The following is a 20,575-nucleotide window of genomic DNA, read 5'->3' on the forward strand; positions in this document are numbered from 1 at the left end:
GGGTTCACCAGCGCGGTGGATCGCCGATGTCCAGGACGGCTGCCGACCAGGTGAAGCCGCCGCCGACCCCCAGCATCAGGACGCGGTCGCCGGGCCGCAGCCGGCGCTGCTCGGCGAGCCACGCCAGGCCGGCGATCTGGTCGCCGGCGCCGAGGTGGCCCACTCCCCGGCTCCACTGCCAGGTGGTGCGGTCCGGATCGATGCCGAAGCGGCGGAAGTAGTTCATGTCGAGCCGGCGGCGGCCGAAGTGCGGCAGCAGCACCCAGTCGATGTCGCCGAGGGTGGCCTTCGCCTCCTCGAGCGCGCGGTCCACCGACTCCCGCTGCCGTTCGGCCATCCGTACCACGGCACGCTGACCCTCCTGGCTGCCCAGGTAGGCCCGGGTGGTGACGCCCACGTCGATCGGCCGGCGGGCGGCGAACGGCACGGCGCCGAACGGGTCGTCGCCCCGGTGCATCTCCTCCAGCTCCGGCTCGCCGACGGAGACCAGCGCGGTGAGGCGCGCGAATCCGGGTTCGCGGGTGACCACCGCGGCGGTGGCGCCGTCGGCCAGCACGGTGCCCGGGTCGGAGCGCCACCGGTCGATGCCCGGCAGGCAGAACCGGTCGGCCGTGGTGATCAGGACGGCGCCCCCGGCGGCCGGAGAAACAGTGTCCGGGTGGTCAGCGTCCGGGTGGTCAGCGTCCGGGTGGGCAGTGTCCGGGTGGTCAGCGTCCGGGGGAACAGCGGTCAGCGTGGCGGCGGCCAGTTGCAGGCAGGCCAGGCCGCCGTTGGAGGTCTGCCGGATCTCCAGCGCCGGGCAGCGGCTGCCGGGCGCCGCCCGGCGCTGCACGTACGAGGCGGGCGCCCACAGATCGTGGCCCTGGTGGTAGGAGGAGGCGTGCAGGATCGTCGTGAGGCCGCCGGGCGCGCGCCCGGCCCGGGCCAGCGCGGCGCGGGCGGCCGCCACCGCCATGTCCGGCGGCGACTGCTCGCCGACTGTCACACCGGTAACCTGGGCCCGCCGCACCGTGACGGCGTCGACCAGGCCCCGGCCGACCGCTTCGTCCGCCGGCATCACCGGCGGCAACCAGGTGGCGCAACTCTGCAGGTAGATCTCGTCCCAGCGCACCCTCTGTCCCCCTGTCATCCGCCCGTCCACCCTGGAGGGCCGGGCTGGAGAACCGGGCGGGCCGGGCTGGAGAACCGGGCGGGCCGGGCTGGAGAACCGGGCGGGCCGGGCTGGAGAACCGGGCGACCCCGGCGCCGGCACCCGGTTCCAGGCTCGCTCGACCCGCTGTCGAGCCGCTGGGCGGACCGTCGCACGCAGCCCGATCGGCGGGCGTGCGCGACGAGTGACGGAGGTCGGCGATGCCGGACGACAAGGTGGCCCTCGTAACCGGATCCTCTTCCGGCATCGGTGCCGGGATCGCCCGGCGCCTGGCCGGGGACGGCTGGCGGGTGGTGGTCAACTCGCGGGCGTCGTCCGCCGGGGCCGGTGCGGCGCTCGCCGCCGAACTGCCGGGCGCCGGCTATGTCCCAGCCGATGTGGCGGACGAGCAGGAGTCGGCCCGGCTGGTGGAGACCGTGCTCGAACGGTTCGGTCGGCTCGACGTGCTGGTCAACAACGCCGGCCGGACCGTACCGATCCCGCATCCCGACCTGACCGCCGCGACCCCCGCGATCTGGCGGGAGATCTTCGACCTCAACGTGATCGGCACCTGGCAGACCACCGTTGCGGCCATGCCGGCGTTGCGGAAGTCCGGTGCGGGCTGCGTCGTCAACATCTCGTCGATCGCCGGTAGCCGCCCGGCCGGAAGTTCCATCCCGTACGCCGTGAGCAAGGCCGCCGTCGAGCACATGACCCGGCTCCTCGCCCGGGTCGCGGGTCCCGAGGTCCGGGTCAACGCGGTCGCGCCCGGACTGGTCGAGACGCCCTGGGTGACCGGCAGCGACTTCTTCACCCCGATCGCCGAACAGGTCAGCGCGATCGCCCCGCTGCGCCGGGTCGGGCAGCCCGCCGACGTGGCGGACGCGGTCGCCGCGCTGATCGGCGCGTCCTACACGACCGGGCAGGTGCTGCTCGTCGACGGCGGCGTGCACCTCGCCTGACTGCTCGTCGACGGCGTGCACCTCGCCTGAGGTACCTGACCGGCCCGCCCGGGTCGCCGGAGAACCGCCCTGGTCCCCACCGCCTCGAAAGGATGTTCGTCATGCGCCTGGCCGCGAACCTCGTGTATCACAGTGCGGGCCCGCTGGCCCGCGAGGCCGAGAGCCTCGGCTACGACCTGGTGCTCGCACCGGAGGGTTACCGCAACGACGCGGCGACCGTGCTCGGCCTGGTGGCCGGGCAGACCACGCGGATCGGGCTGGCCTCCGGCGTGATGCAGATCCCGGCCCGCCCGCCCGGCGCCACCGCGCTCACCGCCGCCACTCTCGATGCCCTCAGCAACGGCCGGTTCCGGCTCGGCCTGGGCGTGTCCAACCCGCACGTCTCGGACGGCTGGTACGGCGTCCGGTTCGACAAGCCGTTGTCGCGCACCCGCGAGTACGTCGAGGTGGTGCGGGCCGCGCTGAGCGGCGGACCGGTGCGCTACCAGGGCGCTCACGTCTCCCTGCCGGCGTGGGGCAACGACGATGCGCCGCTGCAGTTGTTCACCGAGCGGCCCGGCGGCGACCTGCCGATCTACCTGGGCGCCGTCGGCCCCGGGAGCCTGCGGCTGGCCGGCGAGATCGCGGACGGCTGGGTGAGCGGGTTCACGACCGTCGAGGCGGTCGGTGACGCGCTGACCGAGATCCAGGCCGGCCGGGAACGCGCCGGCAAGCCGCTGGCCGGCTTCGAAGTGATCCCGTTCGTCGGTGTCGCGGTCGGCGAACCGGGCCAGGATCTCGCCGAGGTGGCCGACGAGTTGCGCGCCCACTACGCGTTCCTGCTCGGCATCGGCGCCGCCGAGGACAACTTCTACTGCCGGTTCGCCGCCCGGCTGGGATACGCGGAGCAGATCGCCACGTTCCGTGAGCGGCTGGCGGCCGGCGACCGCCGGGGCGCGGTGGCCGCCATTCCCACCGAGTTCATCGACCGGACCGCGCTACTCGGTCCGGTCGAGCGGGTCGCGGAGGGGATGACGGCGTTCGCCAAGGCGGGCGTGACGACGCTGAGCGTGCTGGTGTCGGCGAACGACACCTCGCTGGAGGGCCGGGTACGGGTCCTGCGGCACGCCGCGCGAGCCGCGGAGCTGGCCGGAATCTGAGCCGCGAGCGGCCGCACGGGATAATGGCCGTCCGTCCATCCCGGACGGACGGCCGTTTCCCGTAGTCGTCTGCACGCGTCACCGTCACGTCGTCATCATCACGTCGTCATTGGAGGATCATGAGTTCGGAGTACGAGGCACACAGCAGGCTGGCGGCGTTCGGCAATCAGCTGATCGAGGTGCACGTCTGGTTGCGCGAGTTCATGGAGGATCTGCGCGACGGTGTCGACGACTACTTCGACGGCCGCGGGCTGCCCCCGATCGACCTGCGGGCACACTGCCTGGCGTTCTGTTCCGCCCTGACCCGGCACCACACCGGCGAGGACCGTGTGGCGTTCCCGGCCATCGCGGAGGAGTTCCCCGAGCTGCGCAAGGTGCTGTCGGAGCTGCGGACCGACCACAACCAGATCGAGTGGATCCTGGGGAACCTGCGCAAGCTGCTCGGCAGCCTGCCGGAGAAACCGGACCCGGCGGCCGCGGCGCCGGTGCGCGCCGAGCTGGAGGCCCTGTCGGCCATCCTCCAGACCCACTTCATCTACGAGGAGAAGAAGCTCATCTCGGTGCTCAACGGGATGGACGTGCCCGAATGGCGGGCCGATCCGCCCGCCTTCCTGCGCCACGACGCCGAGTCCTGACACAACGACCGGGCCTGACACAACGACCGGGCCCGACACAACGACCGGGCCCGACGCTCACCCGTCCAGGTCGAGAGCCCGGCCGGCGTACGCCGCCGCGCTGGGCCCGAACTGCAGGACGACGTGCCCGGCGGCCGAGTGCACGTCGCGCCAGAGCCGTTGCAGCGGGTGGTCCGTGCTGTGCCCCGCGGTGCCGGACGCCCGGAACAACCGATCCACCGCGGTGACGAGCAGATCCGTGGCGAGGGCACAGTCGCGCTGGTTGCGGGTGGCCTCGGCCGGAGTGACCAGCGGGCCCCGGTCGGCCACCCCTGCGGCGCGTTCCAGCAGCAGCCGCGCGGCGTCGATCTCGCCCGAGCTGCGCGCCAGGACCTCCTCGTAGTAGCCGCGGCCGGGTCCCGGTCCGGGACGCTCCGCAGCCCGGATCCGCTCGGCCGCATGGCCGGACCAGTGCGCGAGGGCGCCCTCGGCGGCGCCGAGGATCGGCGCGCTGAAGGACAGCCCGCTCGTGGCCGTGAGCGGCACCCGGTGGCACGGTGATTCGAGTCCCGGTGCCTGGCCGCCGAAGAGGTCGGCGGCGTTGAACGTCAGCAGGCCGGGCACGTGCACGTCCTCGACCACCAGGGTGTTGCTGCCGCTCGCCCGCATGCCGACGTCCGACCAGGTGCGCTCGACCCGGTACCGGTCGCGGGGCACCGCGAACATCAGCGTGCACGGATCCTCCCCGTCGCCCTTGCCGGTGCCGAGCACCAGCGCCCAGTCGGAGAGGTCGACCGCGCTGACGTACGGCCAGGCACCCGACAACCGCCACCCGGAGCCGTCCCGCCGCGCCCGTCCCTTCGGCGACACCGCGCCGACCACGACCGTGTCCGGTCCGTCGCGCCAGATCTCCTTGCGTCCTTCGCCGGGCAGGTAGGCGGCCATCCGGGCCAGGTTGGCGACCACGGAGGCGCACCAGGCGGTGGCCGGGCAGGCGGCGCCGAGCACTGTCACCGCCTCGGTCAGCTCGGCGAACGTGCCGGCGGCGCCACCGAGACCGGCCGGGACGAAGTGCCGGGCGAAGCCGGCCGCCACGAGCGCCCGCATCACCGGTACGGCGAGGCGACGGTCCCGTTCTCCCTGATCGGCGTGGCCGGCGGCGAGGGCGGCGACATCCCGGGCGGCGCGGGCAAGGCCAGTGGCCGGTGCTGGCTGGATTGACAAGACGAACCTCCTCGATTCCTCACTGCCAATTCTCAGCTCCCCGGTACAGCCGGAATACATTGCCACTGGAGGATGGCTTGTTTACGCCTTCACGCATCGTGAAGTTCACATTGGTCACGATCAGAGCAGACACACAGTGCGATCTTGTGTAGACTCCGAGTCACCGCCAAATGGTGCTGCCTGATGTGAGCATCCGGCCGGCGGAACGGACGGAAATGCTGTCATCCAGCAGTTTTGTGACATTGATCGGGAGCACAAGTGGGAGACTGGGCGACATCGCAGACTCGGGTGAGCGACACACCGAGCGTCCGCACGGAGTCGCGTTCTCGCAGGTAGGAGCGGCTTAGCCACCCCAGCCACGGCCCACCGACCCTCATCGGGACTCGCCGCCGGCGCCGCATGGAACTGCGGCCCGACACTCGGCGGGCGCATTTTCGTACCCGAAAAACGGGGCTTCCGAATGGTAATGGAAGCGATTTCTTCTCGGGCCGACTCATCGCGAATATCTGAAGAACCGTCGACAATCACCTCAAGTAAGGGTTGAGCAGCCGCATGCGTTCCACGGATTCCAACACCCATGAAGAAATGACTAACATCGGCGTATTGGGCCCGTTGCGGGTCACCGTCGGAGGCACGTCCCTGGTGCCCACCGCGGGCAAGCCCCGGCAGTTGCTCGCGCTGCTGACCTTGCGCCACGGGCAGATTCTGCCCGTCTCGACACTGATGGAGGAGATCTGGGGAGACGCCATCCCGCGCAGCGGCCTCACCACGCTGCAGACGTACATCATGCAATTACGCCGGTTGATCGGGACGAGCCTGAATTCCTCCGGAACGACCGCCAAGGACGTCCTCGCCACCAGTTTCAACGGCTATCAGCTCAACCTGCGCGCCGGCACCTTCGACCTGCGCGAGTTCGAGCGGCTCGCCGCGGCCGGCGACCGCGAGCTGGAACGTGGCCGGGCCGCCGAGGCCTCGGGGCACCTGCGCGACGCGCTGGCCCTGTGGCGTGGCCCGGCGCTGATCGACGTGCCGGTCGGCCGGGTCCTCTCGCTGGAGATCATCGGCATGGACGAGGCCCGGATGCGCGTCGAGGAGCAGCGGATCGTCAGCGAGCTGGTGATGGGCCGGCACGCGCAGCTCATCCCGGACCTGCGGATGCTGGTGGCGCAGCACCCGATGAACGAGAACCTCAGCGCGCTGCTCATGATCGCCTTTCAGCGGATGGGCGCCGAGTGGCGAGCCCTCGAGGTGTTCCGCAACCTGCGTCAGGCACTGAGCTCCGAGCTCGGTGTCGAGCCGTCGCACCATCTCCAGAAGCTGCACCAGGCGCTGCTGACGCAGGCTCCCGAGCTGCCGGCGATCGCCGGCCTGCGCTTCACGCGCTCGCACCCGCCCCTGATCTGACCATCCCCCGATCTGACCATCCCTCGAGAGGCGCAGAGATGAACGGTACGGAGAGTTTGACCGAGGTGGGCGACGGAGTGCTCGCCTACGTCCAGCGCGACGGCGGCTGGTGCGTCAACAACGCCGGCGTGCTGGTCTCCGGCGGCTCGGTCGCCCTGATCGACACCGTGGCGACCGAGGCGCGGGCACGCCGGCTACGCGAACGCGTGCTGGCCGCCACCCACGCCACGCCGTTCGCCGTGATCAACACGCATTCGCACGGGGACCACACCTTCGGCAACTTCGTCTTCCCCGAGGCCACCATGTACGCCCATCACCAGACTCGGGCCGAGATGCGGGCGGCCGGCCTGCACCTCACCGAGCTGTGGCCGGACGTGGAGTGGGGTGACATCACTCTCGTGCCGCCCGCGGTGACGTACGCCGGAGGCCTCACCCTGCACGTCGGCGACCTGCGCGCCGAGCTGATCCACATGGGGGTCGCGCACTCCACGAACGACACCGTGGTGTGGCTGCCCGAGCAGCGGGTGCTCTTCACCGGCGACATCGTCATGGCCGGCGTCACCCCGTTCTGCCCGCTCGGCTCGGTGGCCGGCTCGATCGCCGCGATCCAGCGGCTGCGGGACCTGGCTCCGCTGACCGTGGTCGCTGGGCACGGGCTGGTCGGCGGGCCGGAGGTGCTCGACGGCACCGAGCGCTACCTGCGCTGGGTGCAGGACCTGGCCCGCGCCGGTTCGGCCGCCGGCAGCACGCCCGCCGCGGTGGCGCGCGACGCGGACCTGGGCGAGTTCGCGGAGCTGCGCGACCCCGAGCGGCTGGTGCCGAACCTGCACCGGGCGTTCGCCGAGGAGCGCGACGCCGCACACGGCGGGGCGCTGGACATGACTGCCGCGATGGCCGAGATGAGCGTCGTGTTCCGCGAGATGGTCGAGTACCGCGGCGGCCCGGTCGTCTGCCACGCCTGAGTCCTCTCCCCCTCTCCCCTCGTCACCGTGTCCACCCCGTCACCCACGACCACCAAGGAGATCCGATGCTCGGCGCCATCACCTTCACCGAACTGTATGCCGCGGTGTCGCAGTTCTACGGCCGCCAGGTCAAGCTGCTCGACACCGGACGATTCGAGGAGTACGCCGACACGTACACCGCGGACGGTGAGTTCCAGCACACGCCCGGCGTGCCCCCCGCCCGTACCCGTGCCGGGATCGTCGCCGAGCTGAAGCGGTTCAACTCCCGCTTCGACGGCGACCCGGTGCAGCGCAGGCACCTGTTCACCATGCTCGACGTCGAGGAGCTGCCGGACGGCACCGTCGCGGCGAACTACTACGCCCTGGTGCTGACCACCCGCCCCGGGGTCAAGGAGCCGGTGGTCGGCCCGCACTGCGTGGTGAACGACATCCTGGTGTGGCAGGACGGCCGGCTGTTCAACAGGTCCCGCCGGGTCGATCACGATCAGCTCTTCGGCGCGGCGGCGCCCGCCTGATCAGATTGCCCCCGGCCACGGTTCGCGGCTAAAGTGGCTTCGTGCCCCGTATGGGCCTACCCCGGAGGTAATGGCTTCGCCGTTGAGAGATCGGCACAGTTCCGTCTCTTACCCTCGCCCCAATGCTTGATCCTTTCACCGCTGCCCGGCGGTGCATTGTGGTGCGTCTCCGTCGAGGTGTGGTTCGACATACGGTTCAGTGCTGTCCTCCGCGGTGCGGTCGCTCCTCCGGTCCATGACCGGACGGAAAGGAACGCATGAGCGACACAGGTTGGGACTTCAACGCCTTCCAGCGACAGGTGATCGAGGAATTCCGCGCCAACGAGGGACGCGTGGGCGGTCCCTTCGAAGGTTCCACCCTCGCCCTGATCACCACCATCGGGGCCCGCAGCGGCAAGCGGCGCACCAGCCCGCTGGGTTACCTGACCATCGACGGGACGCCCGTGGTGGTGGCCTCTGCGATGGGCGCCGACAAGCACCCGGACTGGTACCACAACATTCGCCGCAACCCGGTGGTGACCGTCGAGGTCGGCACCGAGACCTACGAGGCGGTCGCCCAGGCGCCGGGCGGCGCGGAGCGTGACGCGCTCTTCGCCAAGGTGGTCGAGCAGGACCCGGGCTTCGGCGACTACCAGAAGAAGACCGAGCGCCGGATCCCGGTTGTCACGCTCACCCGGATCGACACCAGCCGGGCGGACTGGACCCGCGGTCTCGGTGACTTCCTGGTGGAGAGCCACGACTGGCTTCGGGACGAGCTCAACGGCCTGCGCCGGCAGGTCGACGAGCTGATCGCCGGCGGGGACGAGCCGTTGCAGGCCGGCCGGCCCGGGCTCGGCCACGAGATGCGCCGGCACTGCCTGGAGTTCTGCGCCGCGCTCAAGCAGCACCACACCGGGGAGGACCAGGGCGCGTTCCCGATGCTGGCGCAGCGCTTCCCCGGGCTCGCGCCGGTGCTCGAACGCCTCGGCGAGGAGCACGTGGTGGTCGCCCGGCTGCATGAGGAGCTGCGGGCCCTGGTCGACGCCTACGAGCCGGGCCGCACCGACCTCGCCAAGCTGCGCGCCGAGCTGGAGAGCCTGGCGACCCGGTTGGAGAGCCACTACCGGTACGAGGAGCAGACCGTGGTGAGCGCGCTCAACTCGGTGGGACCGGCGCCGGACATCGACTGAACCGGCACCTCCCCGCCCCGCAGGGCCGGTCCGGCACCCGGACCGGCCCTGTGCCGTCCCCGTCCCGCGCCGCCCCCGTCCTGTGCTGCCTCCGTCCCGCGCCGGATCCGTACCGCGCCGTACCGGCACCCTCCCGATGTTCCAGCGCCGCCCTAGCGGCCGTTCCTAGCGTTCGGGCACAAGTCTTCCGACAGAGCCTGGAGCATCCATGACCTCCGCTGCGCCTCCGGTACGTCAGCTGCCCTCGCTGACCGGGTACCGCTCTCTGCTGTTCGTCGCCGTCTTCCTCACCCACGCGCTCGGCGCCGGGATGTTCTTCGCGAACGAGGCGGTCAACTGGGCCGGCACGATCCTGCCGTACGGCACGGCCGCCCTCGCCACCTTCTTCGTCCTCAGCGGTTTCGTCCTGACCTGGGGTGAGCCGTGGCGGACCCCGGTGCGCCGGTTCTGGCGCCGCCGGGCCGTCAAGATCTGGCCCGGGCACATCGTGGCGTGGGCGTTCACTTTGTTCCTGCTCTTCGCCCTCGGGCCGACCACGATGCTCGGCTCCCTGGACGCCAACGGGCCGGGTCAGATCCTCGCCAACCTCTTCCTGGTGCAGGCCTGGATCCCGGAGGAGAGTTACCTGTTCAGCGTGTACGGCGTGAACTGGTCGGTCTCCAACGAGGTGCTCTTCTATCTGCTGCTGCCGCTGCTCATCAAGCCGATCCTGAAGATCCGGGACAACCGGCTGTGGTACTGGTTCGCAGCGGTCGTCGCCGCCATCGTCGCGGTCCCGGTCATCACCCACTTCTTCGTCGGCGGGGAGCCGTGGGGCGGCGGCGACATGTCGTTCGCCCAGGTCTACTACACCAACTTCTTCCCGCTGGCCCGGCTGCCCGAGTTCCTGCTCGGAGTCTTCCTGGCCCGGATCGTGCAGACCGGACGGTGGCCGTCGATCAACGGCTGGTGGTACGCCCTGCTCTCGCTGATCCTGTGTGCGCTGATGGTCGTCCTGCCCGGCACCTTCCGGATCAGCGGCCTGCTCACCATCGGCATCTGCTTCTTCGTCCCGGTGCTTGCCGCCCGTGACCTGTCCGGCCGGTCCAGCTGGATGAACAACAAGGTGATGGTCTTCTTCGGCAACACCTCGTACGCCGCCTACCTGGTGCACTTCCCGCTGCTCGGCCTGACCCGGTGGATGGTCGGCGAGAACAACACGTTCGGGTTCTTCACCGGCACGCTGATCGTGGTGGTGCTGTTCATCGTCACGCAGGCCGCCGGCGCCGCGCTCTTCCTCGGCGTGGAGCAGCCGCTGATGAGGCGCTTCGCCAACCCGCGCCGCTCCCGGCCGGGGACCGGAGCACGCGTACCGGGACCGCAGGCCGACCCGGACACCGAGCGGCCGTCCCCGGCCGGTCTCCAGGAGTCCCGATGAGCACGCCGGACGAGGTGCCGGCCTTCCCCTTCCCCGACGACGGACGGCTGGCGATCCCGGAGCAGTTCGCCGATCTTCGGGCCCGCTGCCCGGTGCAGCGCGTCGAGCTGCCGTTCGGCGGGCAGGGCTGGCTGGTGTCCCGGCACGCCGACGTCAAGGCGGTGCTCGGCGACCCGCGCTTCTCCCGGGCCGCGACCGTCGACGCCGACGTGCCGCGCACCACCCCGTGGCGCACTCAGGCCGGCAATCTGATGGCGATGGACCCGCCGGAGCACACCCGGACCCGCCGTCTCGTGGCGCCGGTGTTCTCCCGGCGTGGCGCGGAGCGGCTCCGGCCGCGTACCGAGGAGATCGTGGGCGAACTGATCGCCGGCCTGCGCCGCGCCGGCGGGCCGGTGGACTTCGTCGAGGCGTTCGCCATGCCGCTGCCGGTCACCGTGATCTGTGAGCTCCTCGGGGTGCCGGCGGACCGGTGGCACCTGTTCCGGGACTTCTCGGAGAAGGTGTTCGGCGACGCCAGCGGATCCGCGGAGGAGGCGGAACGGGCCGCCGCGGAGCTGGACACCTTCCTCGCCGGCCTGGTGGCGCAGCGGCGCGCCGAACCCCGCGACGACCTGCTGTCCGAGATGGTCGCGGCCCGGGACGCCGACGGCGCCCGGCTCTCCGAGGAGGAGCTGGTGACGCTCGGCGTGACGATCCTGGTCTCCGGGCACGAGACGACCGCCGCCGCGGTCGGCAACTACGTGTACACGTTGCTCACCCAGGGGCTGTGGCGCGATCTGGCGGCCCGGCCCGAGCAGCTGGACACCGCTCTTGAGGAACTGCTGCGGGCGGTGCCGATCGGCGGCGCGGAGACCATGCCGCGGATGGCGACCGAGGACGTGACGGTCGCCGGCACCGTGGTGCGCGAGGGCGAAGCGGTCTTCCCGGTGATGCTGTCGGCCAACTTCGACGAGTCGGTGTTCGCCGAGCCGGACAAGCTGGACCTGCACCGCTCGCCGAATCCGCACTTGGCGTTCGGCTTCGGCCCGCACGTCTGCCTCGGCGCCCAGCTGGCGCTGATGGAGCTGCGGGTGGCGCTGGGGCGGCTGCTCGCGGAGTTCCCCACGCTGCGGCTCGCCGTCGACGAGGCCGACGTGCCGTGGCGGACCGGCAGCATGGTCCGCGGGCCGCGGAGGCTGATGGTCACCTGGTGATCGCCCACGCGCTAAAGGGGTGCCGTGCCGGTCCGGCACGGCACCCCTTTCCGCCCGCGTACGGCCGGACGTGGTCAGCGGCCGTGCAGGATCCGCCGCAGCACCTCGGCGGGCGCCGGCTGCCCGGCGATCTCGGCTTGGACGGCCGACGCCGCGGAGCGGAACGCCTCGTCCCGCAGGATCTGCTCGGCCGTCGCCCGTACCGTGCCGGCGTCGGCGTCCGCCGGGGCCAGGGCCAGCCCCACCTTGCTCTCGGCCACCTTGCGGGCGCACAGCTCGTTGTCCGCGCCGCCCGGGACGACCAGTTGCGGAACACCGTGGTGCAGGGCGGTGGCCGTGGTGCCGGAGCCACCGTGGTGCACCACCAGCGCGCAGTCGCGCAGGATGCCGTTGAGCGGGACGAACCCGGCCGGCAGCACGTTGCCCGGCAGCCGGTGCGCCGACAGGTCGGACTCGTCGTCGGCGAGGATCACCTCGGCGTCCAGCCCGCCCAGCGCGTCCAGCAGCACGCCGAGGCCGCCACCGCCGGGCAGCAGCGGCGCGACGGTGCCGAGGGTGAGGCAGATCCGCGGCCGGCGCGGCGGCCGCATCGCCCACGGCGGCAGCACCCCTCCGCCGTTGTACGGCACGTAGCGCATCGGCAGCCACGGCACGCCGTCGCGCGCGTCGGGCTCCTCGCCGGTCAGGCCGCCGAAGCTCGGGGCACGCGGATCGATGCGCGCCACCACGTCCGGTCCCCGGTCGCCGAGCCCGAGCCGGGCGCGCAGGTCACGCACCACCGGCGCATGCTCGGAGACCACGCCCATCCGGGCGTTGTGCTCGCGGCCGTCGCGGAACTCGGGGTCGCGCATCGACCAGGACACCCGGTTGCCGACCTCGACGGCCGGCACGCCCAGTGCCGTGCTCGCCAGCTTGCCGGCCATGTGGTCCGAGCAGTAGATCACCAGGTCCGCGCGGAAGTCCCGGCCGGCCGCGATCGTGCCCTCGGTCATCGCCAGGGTGAACAGCTCGAACGGGCGCATCTCGCGGACCAGCTCCGGATAACCGCCCGGCAGGTCACCCTCGGCGCTGCCGGCGACCAGGTCCTCGCCGACGTCGCGGGACGGGAAGACGTCGGTGACCAGCAGGCCCGAGTCGGCCGCCACCCTCGTCATGTGCGCGGTCGTGGCAACCAGCACCTCGTGTCCGGCGGCGCGGGCCGCGTGCACGAGCGGCACCAGGGGCAGCATCAGGCCGTAGCCGGGCGCCGCCGGGAACAGGATTCGCATGATCGTTCCTTTCGGTCGGGAGCCGCGTCAGCGCACGCAGCGGTAGACGGCCTCGACGAGCCGGCGGTTGCGCGGATCCATGCTGCCCATCGCCTCCGACCCGGCGTTCGGTATGTAGGCGAAGGCCAGCTCGTGCTCCGGGTCGGCGAACGTGAACACGCCGTTGGCGCCGCTGAGCCCGAAGGCGCCGCTCAGCCCGGCGTCCACCGGGAACACCGGGCTGTCCGGGACCTGCACGCCCAGCCCCCAGGAGCACGGCGACATCATCACCTGGCACATGCCGCTCGAGCGGACCTTGCGCATTTCGTCGACGGTGGCGGCGCTGAGCAGCCGGAACCCGTCGACCTCGCCGATCAGCGAGGCGAAGTACCGGGCCAGCGACCGCGCGCTGGCGAGCCCGCCGTACGACGGGTCCTCGACGGTGGGGTCGGCCGGCTCCTGCGACATGCTCGCCAGGGTGGCCCGGTAGGTGAGGGTGCCCGGATCGCGCAGCTCCTCGATCTCCCCGGGGTCCTCGCCGCGCATCAGCTCCTCGGCCTTCGACTCGATCATGTGGGCCAGGTGCGCCGACGCCGGGTCGGTGAGTCCGATGTGGCAGTTCAGGTCGAGCGGCGCGGCGATCTCCCGGGCGAAGAACCGGCCCACGGTCAGCCCGGTACGGCGCCGGACCAGCTCGCTGATCAGGTGCCCGAAGGTGGTGGCGTGGTAGCCGAAATCGGTGTCCGGCTCCCACTCCGCCCGGGCGGTGACCAGCGCGTCGACGATCGGCGTGTGGGTGCGCAGGCCGTACGCGGTGATCGGGTCGTGGTCCAGGCAGACCACGCCGGAGCGGTGGCTGAGCACCATCCGCAGCGTGACGTTCTCCTTGCCGCGGGAGCCGAACTCCGGCCAGACCTCGGACATCGGCGTGTCCAGGCCGAGCAGGCCGCGCTCGACCAGCAGGAGCGCCGCGCCGGTCACCAGCGCCTTGGTGGGTGAGGCCAGCACGCCGAGGGTGTCCGGGCGCCACGGGTCGGTCCCGGCCTCGTCCGCCCAGCCGCCCCACAGGTCGACGACCGGCACGCCCCGGTGATAGACGCAGACCGCGGCGCCGTGTTCGGCACCGGCGGCGAAATTGCTCTCGAATGCGCGCGCCACCGGAGCGAAGGGAAATTCGACGGTACCGCCGTGCGGTATCGGATTCATCATGCCAACCTTTCCGCCCGGACGGGCGCACAGTTTCTCCATTGCCTCCCGAACATCGCCGCCCGCAGCCGGGTCGGACTGGAGAACCGGTCGCGGCGCGCTCGTGGACAGCCAGGAGCGGGGTGCAGCGCGCTTACCGGAAATGGATTCCTCTGGCACGATCGCCGGCATACGGCCACATCGCCGTCTCCCCATTCTTTTCCCCGCGAGGATGAATTCGTCAGGAAAGGCCGGCACATGGTTTTCTCCGATCTCGTGGAGTTCGGCGACTGGTTCGCCGAACGGCGCCGGGCGCAGAAATTCGACGTCACCCGGATCCCGCTCGACGATCTCGACGGCTGGCACGCCGATCCGGAGACCGGGGACCTCGGCCATCACACCGGGCGCTTCTTCACCGTGGAAGGGCTCGACGTCACCTCCTCCGGCCGGGAGGTGGACGCGTGGCAGCAGCCGATCATCAACCAGGCCGAGCAGGGTGTGCTGGGCATCCTGGTCCGCGAGTTCGACGGCGTACCGCACTGCCTGCTGCAGGCCAAGATGGAGCCGGGCAACGTCAACGGCCTGCAGTTGTCGCCGACCGTGCAGGCCACGCGGAGCAACTTCACCGGCGCGCACGGCGGCCGGCCGGTCGACTACCTGGAGCATTTCCTGGCGCCGCGCACCGGCCGGCTGATCTACGACGCGCTCCAGTCCGAGCAGGCGTCCTGGTTCCTGTCCAAACGCAACCGCAACATGATCGTGCAGGTCGGCGCCGAGCCGCCACTGCTGGACGACTTCTGCTGGCTGAGCTTCGACCAGATCAGCGCGCTGATGCGCGAGCCCAATCTGATCAACATGGACACCCGCAGCGTGCTGGCCGGCGCGGTGGGCCCCAGCCTGCGGGGTGCGGACCCGGACCCGGCGACGTTCCGTGGCGCCGTGGCTCGCTCCCAATCGGCGGAGACCGGCGCCCGGCACACCACCGAGGAGGTGCTGAGCTGGTTCACCGAGGCGAAGAACCGGTGCACCCTGCGCCGCCGCCGGATCCCGCTGTCCCAGGTGTCCGGGTGGTCACGCCGCGACGGCATCCTCACCCACGAGCACGGCCAGCACTTCGACGTGATCGGCGTCGCGGTGCAGGCGAGCAGCCGCGAGGTGACCAGCTGGCACCAGCCGATGTTCGAGCCGCGCAGCCGGGGCGTCATCGCGTTCCTCGTCCGCCGGATCGGCGGCCTGCTGCACGTGCTCGTGCAGGCCCGGGTGGAGACCGGCGCGCTGGACGGCGTGGAGATCGCCCCGACGGTGCAGTGTCAGCCCGACAGCTACCGGCTGATGCCCGGGCGGGCCCCGATGTTCCTGGACGCCGTGCTCGGCGCCCCACCCGAGCGGGTCCGCTTCGACGGGCTGCTGTCGGAGGAGGGCGGGCGGTTCCATCAGGCACAGAACCGGTACCTCGTGGTCGAGGCCGGCGACGACGTGCCGCTGGACCCGCCGCCCACCTTCGCCTGGATCACGCTGCGGCAGCTCACCGAGTTCGTCCGCTACGGCAACCTGCTCAACGTCGAGGCCAGGTGCCTTCTCACCATCTTCGGCTTCTACCAGGAGGACGCCCCGTGACCACCTACGTATGGAACTACCTCGCGGAGTACGAGTCGGAACGGGAGGACATCCTGGAGGCGGTCGACCAGGTCTTCCGCTCCGGGCGGCTGGTGCTCGGTGACAGCGTGCAGGGGTTCGAGCGCGAGTTCGCCGCCTATCTCGGCGCCGGGCACTGCGTGGGAGTGGACAACGGCACCAACGCGGTGAAGCTCGCCCTGGAAGCCGTCGGCGTCACCCGCGGCGACGAGGTCATCACCGTGTCCAACACCGCGGCCCCGACCGTCGTGGCCATCGACGAGATCGGCGCCGTCCCGGTCTTCGTCGACGTGCGCGCCGACGACTATCTCATGGACGTCGGTCAGGTCGAGGCCGCGATCACGCCGCGCACCCGGGCCATCGTGCCGGTGCATCTGTACGGGCAGTGCGTGGACATGGCGCCCCTGCTCCGCATCGCCGCGAAACACGACCTGCGGATCGTCGAGGACTGCGCGCAGGCACACGGGGCACGTGCCGGTGGGCGGACGGCCGGCACGTTCGGCGACGCCGCGGCGTTCTCCTTCTACCCCACCAAGGTGCTCGGTGCGTACGGCGACGGCGGCGCCGTGGTCACCGCGGACGCCGGTGTGGAGGCCGCGCTGCGGCGGCTGCGCTACTACGGCATGGAGAAGACCTACTACGTGGTGCGGACGCCCGGGCACAACAGCCGCCTCGACGAGGTGCAGGCCGAGATCCTGCGCCGCAAACTGACCCGGCTCGACGGTTACGTCAAGCAGCGCCGGGAGGTGGCCCGGCGGTACGCCGAGGGTCTGGCCGGCCTGTGCGGCGACGGCGGGCTGGAGCTTCCGGTCGTCGCCCCGGGCAACGAGCACGTCTACTACGTCTACGTCGTGCGTCACTCGCAGCGTGACCGGATCATCGAGGCCCTCGCCGAGCGGCACGACATCTCGCTCAACATCAGCTACCCGTGGCCGGTGCACACCATGAGCGGGTTCGCCCACCTGGGCGTGCCGCGCGGCGCGCTGCCGGTCACCGAGCGGCTCGCCGGGCAGATCTTCTCGCTGCCGATGTACCCGTCGCTGGAGCCCGCGCTGCAGGACCGGGTTATCGACGCCCTCCACGACGTGATCCGCACGCTGTGACAACCATCGGCGTACCCACCACCGCGACGAAGGGAGCCGCCATGCCGGCCACCACCGACCAGACCAGCACCGACACTCACACCGACACCGACACCGGGATCTACCAGCGCGCCGACGTCTACCACGACTTCTACCACGCCCGGGGCAAGGACTACCGCGCCGAGGCCGACGCGGTCCGCGCCCTGATCGCCGGCCACGCGCCGGGCGCCACCTCCCTGCTCGACGTGGCCTGCGGCACCGGCTCGCACCTGCGGGAGCTGGCGGCGTCCTTCGGCGAGGTCGTCGGCGTCGACCTGTCGGCCGAGATGCTGGCGGTCGCGGCGCGGCACGCGCCCGGCGTCGAGCTGCACCGCGGCGACATGCGCGACTTCCGGCTGGACCGCACGTTCGACGCGGTGATCTGCATGTTCAGCTCCATCGGGTACGTGTGCGGCCGCACCGAACTGGACCGAGCCGTCACGAACCTGGCCGCCCACGTGGCGCCGGACGGTGTGCTGATCATCGAGCCGTGGTGGTTCCCGGACACCTTCCGGGACGGCTGGGTCGGCGCGGACGTCGTCACCGCCGGCGAGCGCCGGATCTCCCGGGTCTCGCACACGGTGCGCCGGGGCGGCACCAGCCGGATGGACGTCCACTACGTCGTCGCCGCTTCCGGCGCCGGTATCGAGCACTTCACCGACACCCATGTGATGTCGCTCTTCGACCGGGCCGACTACGAACGGGCGTTCCACGCCGCCGGGTTCCGGGCCGACTACCTGCGGCCGGACGCCGCCGGACCGGGCCTGTTCGCCGGGGTCCGGCGATGAAGGCGCGCGAGCTCGCCGTCGCGGGCGCCTTCGCGTTCACGCCGGAGGTGTTCGCCGACGACCGCGGCACGTTCTGCTCGCCGCTGCAGGAGGACTCCGTGGCCGAGGTGCTGGGCCGCCCGCTCTTCGGAGTCCGGCAGTCCAGCGTCAGCCGGTCCCGTCGCGGTGTCGTACGCGGCGTGCACTTCACCGCCCTGCCGGTGTCGATGGCGAAGTACGTGTTCTGCACGCGCGGCATGGCCCTGGATTACGTCATCGACCTGCGGCGCGGCTCCCCGACGTTCGGCCGGACGGACGTCATCCCGCTGGACCCGGAGAACGGGACCGCCGTGTACCTGCCGTCCGGGGTGGGCCACCTGTTCGTGTCGCTGCGCGACGACACCACGATGACCTACCTGCTGTCGGCGGCGTACACCGCCGACAAGGAGCGGGCGGTGCACCCCCTCGACCCGGAGCTGGGCCTGGAGCTGCCGCCCGGCCTGGTCCCGGTGCTGTCGGAACGGGACCGGACCGCGCCGACGCTGGCGCAGGCTCGCGAGCGTGACCTGCTGCCGGCGTACCGGGACTGCCTGCTGGCGGACGCGGCGTGACCGCCGCCGACCGTCCGCTGATCGTGGTGCTGGGCGCGACCGGCTTCCTCGGCTCCGCGGTGACCGCCGCCCTGGCCCGGCAGCCCGTCCGGCTGCGGGTGGTGGCCCGCCGGCCGGTCGCCGTGCCGGCCGGCGGGTCCGCGATCGTCGAGACCCGGCGCGCGGACCTCCTCGCGCCGGGCGTCCTGGCCGGCGCGGTGGCCGGCGCGGACGTGGTGCTGCCCTTCGCGGCCCGGATCCGTGGCGCGTCGGGGTGGCGGATCACCGAGGACGACGAGCCCGCCCGGCGCACCAACGTGGATCTGATCGACGAGCTGGCCGGCGCGCTCGGCCCGGTCCGGGGCCGGCCGCCGGTCGTGGTGTTCCCGGGCAGCAACACGCAGGTCGGCAAGATCGGTGACCGCCCGCTCGACGGCACCGAGCCGGACCACCCGCAAGGCGTCTACGACCGGCAGAAGCACGCCGCCGAGCTGATCCTCAAGCAGGCCACCGCGGCCGGCCGGCTGCGGGCGGTCAGCGTGCGGCTGCCACCGGTGTTCGGGCCGGCCGCAGCGTCCACCGCCGACGACCGGGGGATCGTGAGCACGATGGCGCGGCGGGCGCTGGCCGGGGAGCCGCTGACCATGTGGCACGACGGCACCGTGCGGCGGGACCTGCTCTTCGTCGACGACGCCGTCCGGGCCTTCCGCGCCGCGATCGGCCACGCCGACGCGCTGGCCGGGCGGCACTATCTGATCGGCACCGGACAGGCCCGGCCGCTCGGCGAGGTGTTCCGGTCGATCGCCGCGTCCGTCGCCCGGCGCACCGGGCGGCCGCCGGTACCGGTGCGGTCGGTGCCACCGCCGGCGCATGCGGAGGAGTCGGACTTCCGCAGCGTCGACATCGATCCGGCCGCGTTCATGAAAGCCACCGGATGGCGGTGCACCGTTCCGATCGAGGACGCTCTCGACCGTACCGTCGAAGCCCTTGCCGGCCGAGACCGAGACCGAGACTGAGACAGAGGCCGAGACAGAGACCGAGACAGAGGCCGGGCGCCCACCCTGAACCGCTGGGTGGGCGCCCGGCCGGGCCGGACCGGCTCATCGCACCAGACGCTCCAGGACTCCGACCACCTCGGCCGCCGCCGGCTGCGCCGCCATCTCGGCCCGCACGTCCCGCGCCCGCCGCGTGTAGGAGTCCGCGCTCACCAGGTCCGCCACGGCCGCCGTGATCCGCCCGGCGCTCTGCTCCTCCCCCACCAGCACGACCGCCGAGCCGTGCCGCGCGATTCGCTCGCACGGCTCGACCATCTTCGGGATGTCCGGGAGCAGCAGTTGCGCGACGCCGGCCCGCAGCGCGTTCAGCGCGCTCTGCCCGCCGCCGTGGTGCACCAGCACCCGGCAGGTCGGCAGGATGACGTCCAGCGGCAGCCATCCGGCGTGCGCCGCCGGGACGCCCCCCTCGCGCAGGGCGGCGGCGACCGGCTCCGGCGCCGCCACGACGATCTCCACGTCCAGGCTGCCGACCATGGTGATCAGCTCGGTCAGGTGCGCGATCTCGTCCGCCCCCGTGACCCGGCTGCCCAGGGTGACGCACACCCGGCGCCGGGCGGCCCGGTACATCCACGGTTCGAGCGGACGCTGCAGGTTGACCGGGGTGAACCGCATGTTCTGCCGGGGGCCGGGCAGGCCGGGCGCCCGCAGAGCCGGCGGGCAGATGTCCACCCACAGGTCCGGGACGCTCAGCTCGGTGCGGCCCAGCGCGGCCAGCTCGGTGGCGAGCTCGGCGGCGGCGCCCCGGTCCATCTCGGGAGGCTCACCCAGATCCCAGGTGTGCCGCACGTACGGCACGCCCAGCTTGGCCGCGAGCAGCCCGGCCGCGTAGCAGAGCGAGCCGCCGACGACCAGGTCCGGACGCCAGGAGGCGGCGAGCTCCTCGAGCGCGGGCAGGCTCGCGGCGGCCAGCCGGCCGAATCCGTGGCCGTTGAACACCACCCGCTCGGCCGGGTCCGCCGGCAGCGTCAGCCGGCGCCCGGAACGGTCGATGAACATGAAGTCGAGCATGGCGCCGCCGGTGATCGCCACGGCCGGCAGGCCGACGCCGGTGACCATCGGCGTCATGTCTGCCGGCGCGGCCACCAGCACGTCGTGGCCGGCCAGCCGGGTGGCGGCGGCCAGCGGCGCCACGGCGAACACGGTCGCCGGGCTGCCGCCGGTCAGGAACAGAACCCTCATCCGGTCATCCGATCTCCTCGCGGGGACCGCCGGGCGGTCCGGCGGATCCGCCGAGCTTCGCCGCC

General features: G+C 72.0%; 19 protein-coding genes. 14 read left to right on the top strand and 5 right to left on the bottom strand.

From position 1 onward, the window contains the following. Window positions 1-4: 4 nt before the first annotated feature. The gene (locus tag AMIS_RS24800; protein WP_014445154.1) at window positions 5-1,129 is read right to left on the bottom strand and encodes a ketoacyl-ACP synthase III family protein; all 1,125 of its coding nucleotides are present in this window, start codon (window positions 1,127-1,129) and stop codon (window positions 5-7) included. Between the two features lie 221 nt (window positions 1,130-1,350). Here AMIS_RS24800 and AMIS_RS24805 point away from each other — a divergent pair, with 221 nt between their 5' ends. The 3 genes from AMIS_RS24805 to AMIS_RS24815 all read left to right on the top strand — a co-directional run bounded on the left by AMIS_RS24805 (window position 1,351) and on the right by AMIS_RS24815 (window position 3,865). Further along, the gene (locus AMIS_RS24805; protein WP_014445155.1) at window positions 1,351-2,091 is read left to right on the top strand and encodes an SDR family NAD(P)-dependent oxidoreductase; all 741 of its coding nucleotides are present in this window, start codon (window positions 1,351-1,353) and stop codon (window positions 2,089-2,091) included. A 101-nt stretch (window positions 2,092-2,192) separates the two neighbouring features. Further along, a complete protein-coding gene (locus AMIS_RS24810) occupies window positions 2,193-3,230 on the top strand; it encodes an LLM class flavin-dependent oxidoreductase (RefSeq protein ID WP_041831255.1) in 1,038 nt (345 codons plus the stop codon). 119 nt (window positions 3,231-3,349) lie between these two features. Further along, the gene (locus tag AMIS_RS24815) at window positions 3,350-3,865 is read left to right on the top strand and encodes a hemerythrin domain-containing protein (RefSeq protein ID WP_014445157.1); all 516 of its coding nucleotides are present in this window, start codon (window positions 3,350-3,352) and stop codon (window positions 3,863-3,865) included. 57 nt (window positions 3,866-3,922) lie between these two features. Here AMIS_RS24815 and AMIS_RS24820 read toward each other — a convergent pair whose 3' ends face one another. After that, window positions 3,923-5,068, bottom strand: coding sequence for an acyl-CoA dehydrogenase family protein (locus AMIS_RS24820; protein WP_014445158.1), 1,146 nt, complete (start codon window positions 5,066-5,068; stop codon window positions 3,923-3,925). Between the two features lie 585 nt (window positions 5,069-5,653). On the opposite strand from AMIS_RS24820, the gene AMIS_RS24825 reads away from it, so the two are divergent. The 6 genes from AMIS_RS24825 (at window position 5,654) to AMIS_RS24850 (ending at window position 11,731) form a co-directional block, all read left to right on the top strand. Beyond that, window positions 5,654-6,472, top strand: a complete 819-nt coding sequence (locus AMIS_RS24825) for an AfsR/SARP family transcriptional regulator (RefSeq protein ID WP_041830040.1) — start codon at window positions 5,654-5,656, stop codon at window positions 6,470-6,472. 38 nt (window positions 6,473-6,510) lie between these two features. Next, window positions 6,511-7,434 carry an MBL fold metallo-hydrolase gene (locus tag AMIS_RS24830; RefSeq protein ID WP_014445160.1) on the top strand — a complete coding sequence of 308 codons (924 nt, stop codon included), beginning with the start codon at window positions 6,511-6,513 and terminating at the stop codon, window positions 7,432-7,434. Between the two features lie 65 nt (window positions 7,435-7,499). Beyond that, window positions 7,500-7,949, top strand: a complete 450-nt coding sequence (locus AMIS_RS24835; RefSeq protein ID WP_014445161.1) for a nuclear transport factor 2 family protein — start codon at window positions 7,500-7,502, stop codon at window positions 7,947-7,949. A 257-nt stretch (window positions 7,950-8,206) separates the two neighbouring features. Next, window positions 8,207-9,118, top strand: coding sequence for a nitroreductase/quinone reductase family protein (locus AMIS_RS24840; protein WP_014445162.1), 912 nt, complete (start codon window positions 8,207-8,209; stop codon window positions 9,116-9,118). A 208-nt stretch (window positions 9,119-9,326) separates the two neighbouring features. Continuing rightward, window positions 9,327-10,535 carry an acyltransferase family protein gene (locus AMIS_RS24845; protein ID WP_014445163.1) on the top strand — a complete coding sequence of 403 codons (1,209 nt, stop codon included), beginning with the start codon at window positions 9,327-9,329 and terminating at the stop codon, window positions 10,533-10,535. Next, window positions 10,532-11,731 (top strand): cytochrome P450, encoded by a 1,200-nt coding sequence (locus AMIS_RS24850; RefSeq protein ID WP_014445164.1) that lies wholly within the window; start codon window positions 10,532-10,534, stop codon window positions 11,729-11,731. The genes AMIS_RS24845 and AMIS_RS24850 overlap by 4 nt, the downstream gene beginning before the upstream one ends. Before the next feature lie 74 nt (window positions 11,732-11,805). Here AMIS_RS24850 and AMIS_RS24855 read toward each other — a convergent pair whose 3' ends face one another. Beyond that, window positions 11,806-12,999 (bottom strand): nucleotide disphospho-sugar-binding domain-containing protein, encoded by a 1,194-nt coding sequence (locus AMIS_RS24855; protein WP_014445165.1) that lies wholly within the window; start codon window positions 12,997-12,999, stop codon window positions 11,806-11,808. Window positions 13,000-13,026: 27 nt separating this feature from the next. Further along, window positions 13,027-14,136, bottom strand: a complete 1,110-nt coding sequence (locus AMIS_RS24860) for a serine hydrolase domain-containing protein (protein WP_231859075.1) — start codon at window positions 14,134-14,136, stop codon at window positions 13,027-13,029. A 285-nt stretch (window positions 14,137-14,421) separates the two neighbouring features. On the opposite strand from AMIS_RS24860, the gene AMIS_RS24865 reads away from it, so the two are divergent. The 5 genes from AMIS_RS24865 to AMIS_RS24885 are packed head-to-tail and all read left to right on the top strand — an operon-like array spanning window position 14,422 to window position 19,292. Then, window positions 14,422-15,780, top strand: a complete 1,359-nt coding sequence (locus AMIS_RS24865; RefSeq protein ID WP_014445167.1) for an NDP-hexose 2,3-dehydratase family protein — start codon at window positions 14,422-14,424, stop codon at window positions 15,778-15,780. Continuing rightward, window positions 15,777-16,901, top strand: coding sequence for a DegT/DnrJ/EryC1/StrS family aminotransferase (locus AMIS_RS24870; RefSeq protein WP_014445168.1), 1,125 nt, complete (start codon window positions 15,777-15,779; stop codon window positions 16,899-16,901). The genes AMIS_RS24865 and AMIS_RS24870 overlap by 4 nt, the downstream gene beginning before the upstream one ends. A 41-nt stretch (window positions 16,902-16,942) precedes the next feature. Further along, complete coding sequence (locus tag AMIS_RS24875) at window positions 16,943-17,707, top strand: class I SAM-dependent DNA methyltransferase (protein ID WP_083888692.1); 765 nt, start codon at window positions 16,943-16,945, stop codon at window positions 17,705-17,707. Next, window positions 17,704-18,297 (top strand): dTDP-4-dehydrorhamnose 3,5-epimerase family protein, encoded by a 594-nt coding sequence (locus tag AMIS_RS24880; RefSeq protein WP_014445170.1) that lies wholly within the window; start codon window positions 17,704-17,706, stop codon window positions 18,295-18,297. Before AMIS_RS24875 ends, AMIS_RS24880 begins: the two co-directional genes overlap by 4 nt. Beyond that, window positions 18,294-19,292, top strand: coding sequence for an NAD-dependent epimerase/dehydratase family protein (locus tag AMIS_RS24885; protein ID WP_014445171.1), 999 nt, complete (start codon window positions 18,294-18,296; stop codon window positions 19,290-19,292). Before AMIS_RS24880 ends, AMIS_RS24885 begins: the two co-directional genes overlap by 4 nt. Window positions 19,293-19,376: 84 nt before the next feature. Here AMIS_RS24885 and AMIS_RS24890 read toward each other — a convergent pair whose 3' ends face one another. Then, window positions 19,377-20,510 carry a nucleotide disphospho-sugar-binding domain-containing protein gene (locus AMIS_RS24890; protein WP_014445172.1) on the bottom strand — a complete coding sequence of 378 codons (1,134 nt, stop codon included), beginning with the start codon at window positions 20,508-20,510 and terminating at the stop codon, window positions 19,377-19,379. Window positions 20,511-20,575: the final 65 nt, after the last annotated feature.

Source organism: Actinoplanes missouriensis 431 (assembly GCF_000284295.1).
GTDB classification, from domain to species: domain Bacteria; phylum Actinomycetota; class Actinomycetes; order Mycobacteriales; family Micromonosporaceae; genus Actinoplanes; species Actinoplanes missouriensis.

Excerpts from the sequence above, each read along its gene's own strand:
- AMIS_RS24800 (WP_014445154.1), bottom strand. The coding sequence starts at position 1,129 with ATGACAGGGGGACAGAGGGTGCGCTGGGACGAGATCTACCTGCAGAGT.
- AMIS_RS24805 (WP_014445155.1), top strand. The coding sequence starts at position 1,351 with ATGCCGGACGACAAGGTGGCCCTCGTAACCGGATCCTCTTCCGGCATC.
- AMIS_RS24810 (WP_041831255.1), top strand. The coding sequence starts at position 2,193 with ATGCGCCTGGCCGCGAACCTCGTGTATCACAGTGCGGGCCCGCTGGCC.
- AMIS_RS24815 (WP_014445157.1), top strand. The coding sequence starts at position 3,350 with ATGAGTTCGGAGTACGAGGCACACAGCAGGCTGGCGGCGTTCGGCAAT.
- AMIS_RS24825 (WP_041830040.1), top strand. The coding sequence starts at position 5,654 with ATGACTAACATCGGCGTATTGGGCCCGTTGCGGGTCACCGTCGGAGGC.
- AMIS_RS24830 (WP_014445160.1), top strand. The coding sequence starts at position 6,511 with ATGAACGGTACGGAGAGTTTGACCGAGGTGGGCGACGGAGTGCTCGCC.
- AMIS_RS24835 (WP_014445161.1), top strand. The coding sequence starts at position 7,500 with ATGCTCGGCGCCATCACCTTCACCGAACTGTATGCCGCGGTGTCGCAG.
- AMIS_RS24840 (WP_014445162.1), top strand. The coding sequence starts at position 8,207 with ATGAGCGACACAGGTTGGGACTTCAACGCCTTCCAGCGACAGGTGATC.
- AMIS_RS24845 (WP_014445163.1), top strand. The coding sequence starts at position 9,327 with ATGACCTCCGCTGCGCCTCCGGTACGTCAGCTGCCCTCGCTGACCGGG.
- AMIS_RS24850 (WP_014445164.1), top strand. The coding sequence starts at position 10,532 with ATGAGCACGCCGGACGAGGTGCCGGCCTTCCCCTTCCCCGACGACGGA.
- AMIS_RS24855 (WP_014445165.1), bottom strand. The coding sequence starts at position 12,999 with ATGCGAATCCTGTTCCCGGCGGCGCCCGGCTACGGCCTGATGCTGCCC.
- AMIS_RS24865 (WP_014445167.1), top strand. The coding sequence starts at position 14,422 with ATGGTTTTCTCCGATCTCGTGGAGTTCGGCGACTGGTTCGCCGAACGG.
- AMIS_RS24875 (WP_083888692.1), top strand. The coding sequence starts at position 16,943 with ATGCCGGCCACCACCGACCAGACCAGCACCGACACTCACACCGACACC.
- AMIS_RS24880 (WP_014445170.1), top strand. The coding sequence starts at position 17,704 with ATGAAGGCGCGCGAGCTCGCCGTCGCGGGCGCCTTCGCGTTCACGCCG.
- AMIS_RS24890 (WP_014445172.1), bottom strand. The coding sequence starts at position 20,510 with ATGAGGGTTCTGTTCCTGACCGGCGGCAGCCCGGCGACCGTGTTCGCC.